General features: G+C 66.8%; 12 protein-coding genes and 1 pseudogene. 5 read left to right on the plus strand and 8 right to left on the minus strand.

The genetic code is table 11. The features are described 5' to 3' along the window. Nucleotides 1-25: 25 nt before the first annotated feature. From I71_RS18125 to I71_RS18150, 6 genes and pseudogenes are all read right to left on the minus strand, one after another. Nucleotides 26-544 (minus strand): annotated as a pseudogene (locus I71_RS18125) (acyl-ACP desaturase); the annotation flags it as partial. Nucleotides 545-815: 271 nt separating this feature from the next. Further along, nucleotides 816-1,232, minus strand: coding sequence for a F0F1 ATP synthase subunit epsilon (locus I71_RS18130; protein WP_042696243.1), 417 nt, complete (start codon nucleotides 1,230-1,232; stop codon nucleotides 816-818). Between the two features lie 145 nt (nucleotides 1,233-1,377). Then, nucleotides 1,378-2,796 carry a F0F1 ATP synthase subunit beta gene (gene atpD / locus I71_RS18135; RefSeq protein WP_042696244.1) on the minus strand — a complete coding sequence of 473 codons (1,419 nt, stop codon included), beginning with the start codon at nucleotides 2,794-2,796 and terminating at the stop codon, nucleotides 1,378-1,380. A gap of 86 nt (nucleotides 2,797-2,882) precedes the next feature. Beyond that, nucleotides 2,883-3,767 carry a F0F1 ATP synthase subunit gamma gene (locus I71_RS18140; RefSeq protein WP_042696245.1) on the minus strand — a complete coding sequence of 295 codons (885 nt, stop codon included), beginning with the start codon at nucleotides 3,765-3,767 and terminating at the stop codon, nucleotides 2,883-2,885. Between the two features lie 87 nt (nucleotides 3,768-3,854). After that, entirely contained in the window at nucleotides 3,855-5,384 is a 1,530-nt protein-coding gene (atpA, locus tag I71_RS18145; RefSeq protein ID WP_042696246.1) for a F0F1 ATP synthase subunit alpha, read from the minus strand. Then, nucleotides 5,384-5,953, minus strand: coding sequence for a F0F1 ATP synthase subunit delta (locus tag I71_RS18150; protein WP_042696247.1), 570 nt, complete (start codon nucleotides 5,951-5,953; stop codon nucleotides 5,384-5,386). Before I71_RS18150 ends, atpA begins: the two co-directional genes overlap by 1 nt. Nucleotides 5,954-6,334: 381 nt before the next feature. On the opposite strand from I71_RS18150, the gene I71_RS18155 reads away from it, so the two are divergent. Continuing rightward, nucleotides 6,335-6,730, plus strand: a complete 396-nt coding sequence (locus I71_RS18155; protein ID WP_042696248.1) for a hypothetical protein — start codon at nucleotides 6,335-6,337, stop codon at nucleotides 6,728-6,730. Between the two features lie 155 nt (nucleotides 6,731-6,885). Here I71_RS18155 and I71_RS18160 read toward each other — a convergent pair whose 3' ends face one another. Both I71_RS18160 and I71_RS18165 read right to left on the minus strand, forming a co-directional pair. After that, nucleotides 6,886-7,401: a cache domain-containing protein gene (locus I71_RS18160; protein ID WP_042696249.1), complete on the minus strand. Its 516-nt coding sequence runs from the start codon at nucleotides 7,399-7,401 to the stop codon at nucleotides 6,886-6,888. A gap of 202 nt (nucleotides 7,402-7,603) precedes the next feature. Next, entirely contained in the window at nucleotides 7,604-9,910 is a 2,307-nt protein-coding gene (locus I71_RS18165) for a primosomal protein N' (protein WP_375731205.1), read from the minus strand. Nucleotides 9,911-10,015: 105 nt separating this feature from the next. Between I71_RS18165 and fsa the strand changes: the two genes are divergently transcribed. From fsa to I71_RS18185, 4 genes are all read left to right on the plus strand, one after another. Then, entirely contained in the window at nucleotides 10,016-10,672 is a 657-nt protein-coding gene (gene fsa / locus I71_RS18170; protein ID WP_042696250.1) for a fructose-6-phosphate aldolase, read from the plus strand. 17 nt (nucleotides 10,673-10,689) lie between these two features. Then, nucleotides 10,690-11,412, plus strand: a complete 723-nt coding sequence (locus I71_RS18175) for a DUF484 family protein (RefSeq protein ID WP_042696251.1) — start codon at nucleotides 10,690-10,692, stop codon at nucleotides 11,410-11,412. Further along, nucleotides 11,409-12,359: a tyrosine recombinase XerC gene (locus I71_RS18180; RefSeq protein ID WP_049976184.1), complete on the plus strand. Its 951-nt coding sequence runs from the start codon at nucleotides 11,409-11,411 to the stop codon at nucleotides 12,357-12,359. The genes I71_RS18175 and I71_RS18180 overlap by 4 nt, the downstream gene beginning before the upstream one ends. Before the next feature lie 298 nt (nucleotides 12,360-12,657). Continuing rightward, the coding region (locus tag I71_RS18185) for a cache domain-containing protein (protein WP_244433906.1) at nucleotides 12,658-13,443 on the plus strand (786 nt) is incomplete at its 3' end.

Here is a 13,443-nt window from a genome sequence, read left to right on the forward strand (position 1 = left end):
TGCCCTTTCAGCCGTTGAACTTGGTCAGCCCCTCGCGGTCGAGGTATTTCTTCGCGTAGGTGTAGAAGATCTTGTAATGGCGCAACTCATCGGCCGCGATGTTGCGGCAGATCTCCTTCAGCACCGGCTCGTCGGTCGAATCGCCGATGGCCGCATAGTAGGAACTTGTGCCGGTCTCGACCATGCAGCGGGCGATCATCTCACCGGTGCGCGAGCCACGGACCGAGGCATCCAGGTCGATCGGCACACGATAGCCGGCGCGGAAGCGCTCGACCGCCGCCCGGAAGTCGAAACTGGGATCGACCAGTTCGGCCCAGCGGCCCAGCGCCTCGCCATGCTGGACCTCCTCGATCGCCCAGCCACGGGCGGCCTCCTGGAACTCCGGATCGTCCTTGAAAACGTTGCACAGGTAGGCGGTGTAGTCGTCGGCATTGAACTCCACCAGGGCCGCCGCCTTGATCAGGGGAACCAGATCGGGATCGACCTTGCCGGCATCGAAACGGTCCCAGGGAAGCTCGTCGATCCGCCAATGCGCACGCACCATGATCCGCTCTACCGCCTCATCTTGGGCCGCGCCGTCGGCGGCCGGGTCATATCGGGAAAGATTCGTTCCGGGAAAGGGTTCGTCACCATGTCCCCGCCTTTTGCCGTCGGGTGCGGCGGGGTTCATGGGTCAGGCCTCCGAATGTAATCTGTCTTCGCCGCGATGCAACCAACTCGCAACGCAAACGGGCGGCTTGGATGACCAAGCCGCCCGTTCGACCGAAGAGTTGTATGCCGTTTGCCCTGTCATGCGGGCCGACGGCCGTCTCCGCTCAGTGAGCGGAGGTCTGGGTCAGCGCGTCCAGCTTGGCGCGCGCGACGGCCAGCCTGGACTCGGCGGCGGCGCGCTCGGCGTCCGACTTGCTGTCGTCCAGATCCTCGGACAGATCCTTGATCTGCTTCTCGACCGTGGCACGGTCCAGCTCGGTCAGCGCCACCGCTTCCTCGGCCAGAACGGTGCAGCGGGCCTCGGTGACCTCGGCGAAGCCGCCGGCGACGAAGACTCGGTCGACCACGCGGTCGCCCTCATAGACGTCGATGACACCCGGACGCACGGTCGAGATCATCGGCGAATGACCGGCGAGCACGCCGAAATCGCCTTCCGAACCCGGCACCACGACCATGTCCACGGGCTGCGACTTCAGCAGCTTTTCCGGCGAGACCAGCTCGAATTCGACTTTATCGGCCATGGGTTTCCTGGTGCCTCTTCATAGGAACCCCCTCCCCCGCTGACGGGGGGAGGGGGTGTGCTGATGTCGATTTCCGCCCAGCTTCCTCACGCCTCATCACAAGGCCGAGCAAGCCTGGTCGGAAGGCCGCGATCCCCGATGAGGATCAGGCGGCGGCCAGCTTCTTGGCCTTGGCGATCGCCTCGTCGATGGTGCCGACCATGTAGAAGGCGGCCTCCGGCAGGTGATCGTAGTCGCCGTTCACGATGCCCTTGAAGCCCTTGATGGTCTCCTCGAGCGGGACCAGCACGCCCGGGGTGCCGGTGAACACCTCGGCGACGTGGAACGGCTGCGACAGGAAGCGCTGGATCTTGCGGGCGCGGGCGACGACCAGCTTGTCCTCTTCCGACAGCTCGTCCATGCCCAGGATGGCGATGATGTCCTGCAGCGACTTGTAGGTCTGCAGAACCTTCTGGACCGAACGGGCGACCGAATAGTGCTCCTCACCGACGACGCGCGGGTCGAGGATGCGGCTGGTCGAGTCGAGCGGGTCCACGGCCGGGAAGATGGCCATTTCGGCGATCGAGCGCGACAGCACCGTGTGGCGTCGAGGTGGGCAAGGAGCCGCCGGGGCCGGGTCGGTCAGATCGTCGGCGGGCACGTAAATGGCCTGCACCGAGGTGATCGAGCCCTTCTTGGTCGAGGTGATGCGCTCCTGCAGGGCGCCCATGTCGGTGCCCAGCGTCGGCTGGTAACCCACCGCCGACGGGATGCGGCCCAGCAGAGCCGACACTTCCGAACCGGCCTGGGTGAAGCGGAAGATGTTGTCGACGAAGAACAGCACGTCCTGGCCTTCCTCGTCGCGGAAGTACTCCGCGAGGGTCAGGCCGCTCAGCGCGACGCGGGCGCGGGCGCCCGGCGGCTCGTTCATCTGGCCGTACACCAGGGCCACCTTGGAACCCGGGCCGTCGAGCTTGATGACGCCCGACTCGATCATCTCGTGGTAGAGGTCGTTGCCCTCGCGGGTACGCTCACCCACGCCGGCGAACACCGACACACCGCCGTGCGCCTTGGCGACGTTGTTGATCAGCTCCATGATCGTCACGGTCTTGCCGACGCCGGCGCCGCCGAACAGGCCGATCTTGCCGCCCTTGGCATAAGGGGCCAGCAGGTCGATGACCTTGATGCCGGTGATCAGCACTTCGGCGTCCGTCGACTGGTCGACGAAGTCCGGGGCCTGACGGTGGATCGGCAGCGAGCGGGCGGCGTTGACCGCGCCGCGCTCGTCGATCGGCTCGCCGATGACGTTGATGATGCGGCCGAGCGTCTCCGGGCCGACCGGCACGGCGATCGGCGCGCCGGTGTCCGAGACCTCGGCGCCACGCACCAGACCGTCGGTGCTGTCCATGGCGATGGTGCGGACCGTGCTCTCGCCCAGGTGCTGCGCCACTTCCAGGACGAGGGTCTTGCCGTCGTTCTGGGTGTGCAGCGCGTTCAGGATCGCCGGCAGGTCGCCGTCGAACTGCACGTCCACGACGGCGCCCGTGACCTGCGTGATCTTGCCGACAGAATTGGTGGTGGCCATGGAGTAAAGCTCCCTAGGAACTCGGTAAGTGTCGGTTTGCCGTCGCCGGCGCAAATGGGCTGGGCCCTACGTGACGGATGCGGCCGTTACAGGGCTTCGGCACCGGAGATGATTTCGATCAGCTCCTTGGTGATGTAGGCCTGGCGCGTCCGGTTGTAGGTGATCGTCAGCTTGTTGATCATGTCGCCGGCGTTGCGCGTCGCGTTGTCCATCGCGGTCATCCGCGCGCCCTGCTCGGACGCGGCGCTCTCCAGGAGGGCGCGGTAGATCTGGATGGACAGGTTGCGCGGCAGCAGTTCGGCGAGGATCTGCTCCTCGTCCGGCTCGAACTCATAGAGCGGCTTCACCTCGTCGGTGGCCGCGGCCGCCTCGCCGGGGACGGCGAAGGGAATGAGCTGCTGAACCGTGACGATCTGGGAGATCGCCGACTTGAACTTGTTGAAGATGACCGAGCAGACGTCGAACTCGCCGGCATCGAACATCGCCAGCACCTTCGTCGCCACCATGTCGGCGTCGCTGAAGCCGAGCCGGCGGCGGCCGACATCCTCGTAGCTCTCGACGATCAGCGAAGCGAACTCGCGGCGCAGCTGGTCGCGGCCCTTGCGGCCGACGGTCAGCAGCTTGACGGTCTTGCCCTCGCCCTGCAGGCGGGTGATCTGGCGCTTGGCCTCGCGGACGATGGAGCCGTTGAAGGCGCCGCACAGACCGCGGTCGGAGCTGATGACGACCAGCAGATGCACCTTGTCGGCGCCCGTCCCGGTCATCAGCTTCGGCCCGTTGCCGCTGTCCTGCACATTGGCGGCCAGCGACGACAGCATGCGGCCCATACGCTCCGCGTAGGGACCGCTGGCTTCCGCCTGCTCCTGAGCGCGGCGCAGCTTGGAAGCCGCGACCATCTTCATGGCCGAGGTGATCTTGCGCGTCGACTGGACGCTCGAGATCCGGTTCTTTAGGTCCTTGAGGTTAGGCATGCCGGCCCTTCAATTCCGCTCGAGGTCGTTCCGTGACCGTCTGTGCCAGACGGTGGGGGGCGGTTTCCCGCCCCCGCGCGCGGTCGGTCAGGCGAAGACCTTGGCGAAGCCGTCGAGGAAAGCCTTCAGCTTCTCTTCGGTCGCCGAGGTGATCTGCTTGTCGGTGCGGATCGCCGCCAGGATATCGGCGCCCTTGGCGCGGATTTCCGACAGGAACTTGGCCTCGAAGCGGTTCACGTCCTCGACCTTGATGGCGTCCAGGTAGCCCTTCACGCCGGCGAAGATCGACACGACCTGCTCTTCGACGGGCAGCGGCTGGAACTGGCCCTGCTTCAGCAGCTCGGTCAGACGGGCGCCACGGGCCAGCAGGCGCTGGGTCGAGGCGTCGAGGTCCGAGGCGAACTGGGCGAAGGCGGCCATCTCGCGGTACTGCGCGAGTTCCATCTTGATGGTGCCGGCGACCTGCTTCATCGCCTTGATCTGGGCGGCGGAGCCGACGCGGCTCACCGACAGACCGACGTTGATGGCGGGGCGGATGCCCTTATAGAACAGGCCGGTTTCCAGGAAGATCTGACCGTCGGTGATCGAGATCACGTTGGTCGGGATGTAGGCGGACACGTCGCCGGCCTGGGTTTCGATGACCGGCAGGGCAGTCAGCGAGCCGTTGCCATGGGCGTCGCCCATCTTGGCGGCGCGCTCCAGCAGGCGGCTGTGGAGGTAGAACACGTCGCCCGGATAGGCTTCGCGACCCGGCGGACGGCGGAGCAGCAGCGACATCTGGCGGTAGGCGACGGCCTGCTTGGACAGATCGTCGTACACGATCAGGGCGTGCATGCCGTTGTCGCGGAAATACTCGCCCATCGTGCAGCCGGTGTACGGCGCCAGGAACTGCAGCGGAGCCGGCTCCGACGCGGTGGCGGCGACGACGATGGAGTATTCCATGGCGCCGGCGTCTTCCAGGGTCTTGACGATCTGGGCGACGGTGGAACGCTTCTGGCCGACGGCGACGTAGATGCAGTAGAGCTTCTTGCTCTCGTCGTCGCCCTGGTTGATCGGCTTCTGGTTCAGGAAGGTGTCGATGACGACGGCGGTCTTGCCGGTCTGACGGTCACCGATGATCAGCTCGCGCTGGCCGCGCCCGATCGGAACCAGGCTGTCGACGGCCTTCAGGCCGGTCTGCATCGGCTCATGCACCGACTTGCGCGGGATGATGCCGGGGGCCTTCACCTCGACACGCTTGCGCTCGACATCGACCAGCGGACCCTTGCCGTCGATCGGGTTGCCGAGGCCGTCAACCACGCGGCCCAGCAGGCCACGGCCGACCGGGACGTCGACGATGGTGCCGGTGCGCTTGACGGTATCGCCTTCCTTGATGCCGCGGTCGTCGCCGAAGATCACGATACCGACATTGTCGGTCTCGAGGTTCAGCGCCATGCCCTGCAGGCCACCGGGGAACTCGACCATTTCGCCGGCGCGGACGTTGTCCAGGCCATGCACGCGGGCGACGCCGTCACCCACCGACAGGACCTGACCAACCTCGGCGACATCCGCCTCGGTCCCGAAATTCGCGATCTGCTGCTTGAGGATCGCAGAGATTTCTGCGGCGCGGATATCCATCAGACTGATCCCCCTGAGGCCTTCATGGCGAGTTGCAATTTGTTCAGCTTCGTTCGCACCGAGGTATCGACCATGCGCGAGCCGAACTTAACGATCATGCCGCCGATCAGCTCCGGATCGACGGAGGTGTTCACCAACACCTTGGAACCGATGGACGCCTTGAGCGCGTCGATGACGGCATTGCGCTGGGCATCGCTCAGCGGCTGGGCCGAGGTGACCTGCGCCGTGACTTCGCCGCGGCGACGGGCCAGTTCGGCCAGGAAGCCTTCGATCATCCCGTCGACCGCGAACAGGCGGCGGTTGGCCGCCACCAGCCCGATGAAGCGCTTGGTCAGGTCCGACAGGCCGGCGCTGTCCATGACAGCGGCCATGGCCTTGCCCTGATCGGCGCGGCTGATGACGGGGCTACGGACGAGGCGGCGGAGGTCAGCGCTCTCGGCCAGGATCTGCTTCAGCGTGGTCAGGTCGCTCGCGACCGTGTCCAACGCCTGGTTTTCGTCCGCAAGCTCGAACAGCGCGGTGGAGTAACGCGCGGCGAGTTCGGATACGCCTGTTCCTTCGGATGCCACCTGATCCCTCGAATTGAGTTCGGTAGACGGTGAATTCGGCGGCCTTATAGGGTGTCAACCCGAGGCACAAACACCCCGGCCGCGAAAGCGAGCGGTCCAATATCACAGGAATCGCGCCCACGCAACGGGGTCTGGACAATTTGGCTGCGGCGTTTTGAGCAACTGCGGAATCATTGGTCGCAACTGCGTTCGCCAAGGACTCGGGCGTGACTCGACTGGTCATACCGGCTGTGACTTCGATGTGGCCCTATTGACGGTTTAATTCAAGGTTAACCAATCTGATCCACCGTCGGCGGGAACCGCGCTGGTGGCCGGTCCGCCCCTTGTTTCCCGTCATTTCGCCCCGCCGCCGCCGGTCCAGCGACCAGGGATCCTTCCGCAATGACCATCCTGCCGACGACCGACACCGCCGCGCCCGCCGACGCGAACACCGCTGCCGGCAGCGGCCTGCCGACGGAAGAGCACGCGGCGAACGTCATCCAGTTCTGCCGGGCCCGCTTCACACCGGACGACCTGGATGCCTTCGCCGCGGTGGCCGAACCGAAGATTCGCGACGGCCATTGGGGCGGTGTGCTGCGCGAGTCGGGGCGCGACCATGACCGGCTGCTGGTGCTGCTGCCCGAGGTGGACCGCCCCGTTTTCCGCTTCGAACGCGATGCCAAGGGTCGCTACAGCCTGTCCTTTCAGGACCGGTCGGGCTGGTACGGCATCGGTGCCGGCGACAGCGCCGCGGATTGCCTGTCGATCTGGCGCCCGCGCCGGCCCCGGAGCCGCTGACCCTGTCCGCTCCCGCCGGCCCCCGGATGGACCGGCGGAAGAATTTCACCATGTAAAAAAGAGAAGTGCGGCATCCCGCCGCACCGGTTTCACTTTGCCGTCTTCGACGGCCCGGCGTCTGCGACGGACAGGCCGATCCGCCGCCCTGCCCCCTCTCAGCGATAGACCCCGACCGCCAGCATATAGGGCTTGCCGTTCAGCACCAGGCGGCGGGCGTGGATCGTCTTGCGCGCCACCTGCCCGGTCAGCGGATCGATCCATTGATAGGTGACGTCGGTGCGGCCGTCGCGCGCCACCCCGTCCAGCGCCTGGCGGATGAACGGCTTGCCGTCGACGTCGCGCAGGTCGCTCAGGTTGGAGCCGTTCAGCGTCGCGGTCCAGCCATGGGCGACCATCACGCCCTTGTCGTCCAGCAGCATCGGGTAGAGGTCGCGGTCGGTGAAAGCGCTATCATGGCCGGCAAACGCTTCGGCCGCCGCCTCCGGACCGACCCGCTCCAGCAGCTGCTGGGCACGGTCGATCATCGTCAGCGCCTCTGCGTCGCTGCCACGGGTGCGCGCCGGGGCGCCGGCGGCGAAGGCGATGACCAGCAGGAGAAGAAGGACCGGCAGCACGGTCAGCAGCGTTTGCCGCTGAACGCGCAGTCGAAGCTTGGAGATCATGCCGACCATCAGCCTGAACCTGTGCCTATGGATGTTTGGCTCCGCGGAGCCGCACCCGGGAGGGATGTTTCGATTTGGAACCATCCCGGCCGTGGTAATACCGCGCCCGCTGTCGCGCAATGGACCAATCGTCACAGGTGGCATGTCTGACCGCCTCCGGGACGGCAGGGTGTCAATTCGCCGCAGTCTCGTCCGCCTGCACTAACGGCGGCTAAAGGAAGCTGTAAGGGTCGACATCGATCTGCACGCGGATCGCCGGCGGGATCTCCACCTTGTCCAGCCACTCCGCGATCAGCGGCTGCACCTGGGTGCTGCGCGGCGCCTTCAGCAGCAGTCGGCGGCGGTGCCGCCCACGCAGCAGGGCGAGCGGCGCCGGGGCCGGCCCCAGCACATGAACGGTCTCGCTGCGCGGCGCCGCACGGCCCAGCGCCATCGCCACACGCTCCACCAGCGTCGGATCCTCCCCGGACACGATCAGCGCCGCCAGCCGGCCGAAAGGCGGCATGCCGGCCTCCAGCCGCATCTCCGCCTCCAGCTGATAGAAGCCGTCGCGGTCGCCGGCGGCCAGCGCCTGCATCACCGGATGTTCCGGCATGAAGGTCTGCAGCATCACCCGCCCCGGCCGCTCGCCGCGCCCCGCCCGGCCCGCCACCTGATGGAGAAGCTGGTAGGTGCGCTCCGCCGCCCGCAGGTCGCCGCCGTTCAGCCCCAGATCGGCATCGACCACCCCGACCAGCGTCAGCATCGGGAAATGGTGGCCCTTGGCCATCACCTGGGTGCCGATGATGATGTCCAGCTCGTGCCGGCCGATGCTCTCCACCATCTCCTGGATGGCGCGCGGACCGTGCAGGGTGTCGGATGCCATGATGGCGGCGCGGGCGTCGGGAAACAGTTCCGCCACCTCCTCGGCGATGCGCTCCACACCGGGACCGCAGGCGGCCATGGTGCCCTCCTCGCCGCACTCCGGACAGGCATGGGGCAAAGGCTGCTGCAGACCGCAATGGTGGCATTGCAGCTTGCGGGCGAGCCGGTGCTCGACCAGCCACGCCGTGCAGTTCGGGCATTGCATGCGGTGGCCGCAGGCGCGGCACAGGGTCAGCGGGGCATAACCGCGGCGGTTGAGGAACAGCATCGCCTGCTCGCCGCCGGCCAGCGTGTCGGTCAGAGCCTTGCGCAGGCTGGGCGCCAGCCAGTGCCGGGCGGGCGGACGGTCGCGCCGCAGATCGACCAGCTCGACATCGGGCAGCACGGCGCCGCCATGGCGGGACGGCAGCTCGATCCGGGCATAGCGGTGGCTGTCGGCGTTGACCTTGGTCTCCAGCGACGGCGTGGCGGAGACCAGCACGATCGGCAAGCCACCCAGATGCGCCCGCGCCACCGCCATGTCGCGGGCATGGTAGATCGCCCCCTCCTCCTGCTTGTAGGCGGAATCATGCTCCTCATCGACGACGATGACGCCCAGGTCGGGATAGGGCAGGAACAGCGCCGAGCGCGCCCCCACCACCACCGGCACCTCGCCCTTCGACACCGCGCGCCAGGTGTCGCGGCGCTGCGCCCCGGTCAGTTCGGAATGCCATTCCGCCGGCGGCGCGCCGAAACGCCGGGCGAAGCGGTCGAGCCATTGGGCCGACAGCGCGATCTCCGGCAGCAGAACCAGAGCTTGGCGGCCCTGCTCCAGCGCCGCCGAGATCGCCTCGTAATAGACCTCGGTCTTGCCCGACCCGGTGACGCCGTCGAGCAGCACGGTGGAATAGCGTCCCGACGCCACCCGCTCGCGCAGATCGCCGGCCGCCGCCTGCTGGTTGTCGGACAGTGTGGGTCCGGGCCGGCGCCAGTCGGGGCGGCCGAGCCGCGACGGCTGCAGCATCAGCGGCTCCAGCAGCCCGGCCTCGGCCAGCCCGCGCACCACGGTGACGCCGCAGCCAGCCTCCTCCGCCAGTTCCGCAGGCGTGCGGGGAGGCCCATCCTCCAGCAGCGCCAGGATGCGCTTGCGCGGATCGGTCATCTTGAATCCGGGCGGCGGCTCGGCATCCGGCTTGCGCAGATAGGCCAGCATCGGCTTGGGCGGCTCCAGCGCCGACGGCACGCTGACCGCCATGCGCAGGACGAAGCCCGGCGGCGTCATGGTGTAGGCGGCGACCCATTCGACGAAGCGGCGCCCGACCTCGGTCATCGGCGGCACGTCGAAGCGGCGCACCACCGGCTTCAGCCGGCCGGAGTCCACGGTCCCTGCACCGGGACCCCAGACGACGCCGATCATCCGGCGCGGACCCAGCGGCACCTCGACGAAATCGCCGGGAACCAGCTCCAGGCCGTCGGGCACGCGGTAGTCGTAGGCCTCGCGCAGCGGCAGCGGCAGCAGCACGGCGACGCGGCGGCCGGCCCTGTGAAGCGGCGGCGTCACCGGCAGATCGGCGGAATTGGGCGTGGAATCCCCGTCGGGCTGCCCCGTTTCGGGCACATCCCCAAGAAGATCCCCCTGAAAGCCCGGGGCGGAACTGGCGGAAGTCGAACGCATCGGCTAGAGTGGCCTCATGTCCCGGGCACCGGGCGGGACGGCGCGTCGGTCAGCTTTCCGGCGCGGCCGGTTCCGGTCAACATCAGCAAGCATGGACCCTTCGTCATGAAGTTCTTCGTCGACACCGCCGACATCGCCGAGATCCGCGATCTGGCCGATACCGGTCTGCTGGACGGTGTTACCACCAACCCCTCCCTGATCGCCAAGTCCGGCCGCAAGTTCCTCGACCTCGTGGCCGAGATTTGCGACGTCGTCAACGGTCCGGTCAGCGCCGAGGTGGCGTCCACCGACTTCGAGACCATGCTTGCCGAGGCCCACAAGATCGCCAGGATCTCGCACCGCGTCGCGGTGAAGGTGCCGCTGACCCCGGCCGGCCTGAAGGTCTGCAAGATCATCTCGTCCGAAGGGACGATGGTCAACGTCACGCTGTGCTTCTCCCCCGCCCAGGCGATCCTGGCGGCCAAGGCCGGCGCCAGCTTCGTCTCGCCCTTCGTCGGCCGGCTGGACGACATCGGCCAGGACGGCATGGGCATCATCAAGGACATCTGCGAGATCTATAACAATTACGACGCCTTCAAGACCGAGGTGCTGGTCGCCTCGATCCGCAACCCGATGCACATCGTCAAGGCCGCCCGCCTGGGCGCCCATGTCGTGACCGCGCCGGCCTCGGTGCTGAAGCAGCTGTTCAACCACCCGCTGACCGACAAGGGTCTCGCCCAGTTCGTCGAGGACTGGAAGAAGACCGGCCAGTCGATCCTGTAAGGCGGGCCGGAGCGATCATGGCCGACAGGGGCCGCGAACCGGGCCACCCCGCGCGACAGGCGTCGACGCTCTCTTCGGAGGATGTTCGCGCCTACCTGCGGACCCACCCGGACTTCCTGGCCCAGAATGCCGATCTGGTCCACCACCTCACCCCGCCGTCGCTCGACCGCGGGCGCGGGGTGGTGGACCTCCAGGCCTTCATGGTCGACCGGCTGCGCGCCGAGGTCCGCACCCTCAAGGACCAGCAGCGCGAGCTGATCGGCACCAGCCGGGCCAACCTGAACAGCCAGAACCGCATCCATGCCGCGGTCCTGTTCCTGCTCGACGCCCAGAGCTTCGAGCAGCTGATCCAGACCATCACCACCGACCTCGCAGTCCTGCTCGACCTCGACGTCGCCTGTCTGGTCATCGAATCGAATGGCACCGACATCCCCCATGTCCACCGATCCGGCGTGCGGGTGGTGGAGCCGGGCGCCATCGCCGACCGGCTGGGACGCGCCGACGTGGTGCTGAACACCGACATCCAGGGCGATCCCGAGATCTACGGCCCCGGCGCCGGCCTCGTCCGGTCGGAGGCACTGATCCGCATCCAGGTTTCCAGCGAGACCCCCGACGGGCTGCTCGCCTTCGGCAGCCGCGAACCCGACACCTTCCACAATGGCCAGGGCACCGAGCTGGTCGGCTTCCTCGCCCGCGTCATCGAGCGGGTGATCCGCGGCTGGCTGGAACTGCCGGCGTGACCGAACCGGTTCTGGGTTTTTCCGCCAAGCCCGACGTCCAGGACGCGCTGGCCCATTGGCGGCAATGGCTGGAGAGCGAGAAAGCGGTCTCCCGCCACACCCTGTCGGCCTACACCGCCGACGTCGGCGAATTCCTGCGCTTCCTCACCGAATTCCGCGGCGGCTCGCCGCCCTCGCTGAACGACTTGGGCGACCTGAAGGCGGCGGATTTCCGCGCCTGGATGTCCCGGCAGGCGATGGACGGTCTGGTCGGGGCCAGCCGGGCGCGCAAGCTGGCGGCGGTGCGCAACCTGTTCCGTTGGCTGGACCGCAGCGGCCGCCTGCACAACCCCGCCGTCGCCACGTTGGCCACGCCGAAGGTCAAGCGCCCGGCCCCGCGCCCGCTGACCGAGATCGACGCCGACCGTCTGCTGGAGGAGGCCGAGCGCGACCGCGAGGAGCCCTGGATCGGCAAGCGCGACCGTGCCCTGTTCACCCTGCTCTACGGTTGCGGCCTGCGCATCTCCGAGGCGCTGGGTCTTGCCACCAAGGACGCCCCACTGGGCGACACGCTGCGCGTCACCGGCAAGGGCCGCAAGGACCGCATGATCCCCGTCCTGCCGGCGGTGACGGAGGCGGTGCGCGCCTATATCGACAGTTGCCCCTTCGCGCTGGCACCCGACGGTCCGCTGTTCGTCGGCACCCGCGGCGGCCGGCTGAACGCCAGCGTCGCCCAGCACCAGATGCAGAAGCTGCGCGCCCTGATGGGAATGCCGGACAGCGCCACCCCGCACGCCCTGCGACATAGTTTCGCGACCCATCTTTTGGCGGACGGCGGCGACCTGCGCGCCATCCAGGATCTGCTCGGCCACGCTTCCCTCTCCACAACCCAGCGTTATACGGATGTGGAGAATGAGCAATTGATGAACGTGTATCGCAACGCCCATCCACGGGCACGCAAAGGCTGACCGCAAACGCCTGTGAATACTACAGTATTCAGGCAAAGCCCCTTGGATGCACGGTTCATCACGTTTCGCCGACAGCCCTTATCCCGACATATAATAACAGACAAGCGAAATAAAATTGATATTGCTGTTTTTGCAAATAATCGACATCCCACTTTCAAATCATCCCTCAATATACAACTCTTCTAACACTTAAGGACCATATCGCGGTATGCGACCCTAATTTGTCGTTAAACACTCGTTAATTTTAGAGTTCGACAGTCTTCCCAATCGCACAGCACAAAGCTGGGGGGACTCCTTCATGACAACAAAATCCATCCAATCGAAAATCGCCATGTTGTCGGGCTTGTGCCTGGCGGGCACCGTCGCCGTGCTCGTCGGCTTCGCCGTCCTGTCGACGCGCTCCAGCAACGAGCTCGTCACCGGGAATGTCGAACGCATCCTCGAAGGCAAGACGACGGAGTCCCTGCAGAATCTCGCGGCGACCCAGGCCGGCTTGCTGCGGTCGGAATTCGACACCGCGTTGAACGCGGCGCGGACGATGGCGAACAGCTTCTCCAGCCTTGCCGACGACGGTGCACCCGGCAATGTGCCTGCTGAAAGGCGGCGTGAGGCGTTCAACGGCGTGCTGCTGTCGGTCCTGAAACAGAACCCGCTGTTCAACGGCACCTATTCGGCCTGGGAGCCCAATGCGCTCGACGGCAGCGACGAGGAGTTCCGCAACCGCCGCGAAACCGGCACCGACGCCACCGGCCGCTTCATCCCCTATTGGAACCGCGACCAGAACGGCCGCATCGCCCTGCAGCCGCTGGTCGAATATGACAGCCGAGACCGCCATCCCAACGGCGTCATGAAAGGCGGCTGGTACATCGGCCCGCAGGAGACCGGGCGCGAAAGCGTGCTCGACCCCCTGCCCTACATCGTGCAGGGCAAGCAGGTGTATCTGGCGACCCTGTCGGTGCCGGTTGTCATCGGGGGCAAGTTCCGCGGCGTGGCCGGCGCCGACTTTCACCTCGATTTCGTGCAGCAGCTGTCGACCAAGTCAGCGCCGCCGTGTTCAACGGCCGCAGCCAGGTGGTCATCATCA

The organism is Azospirillum sp. B506 (genome assembly GCF_000333595.1).
Taxonomy (GTDB): domain Bacteria; phylum Pseudomonadota; class Alphaproteobacteria; order Azospirillales; family Azospirillaceae; genus Azospirillum.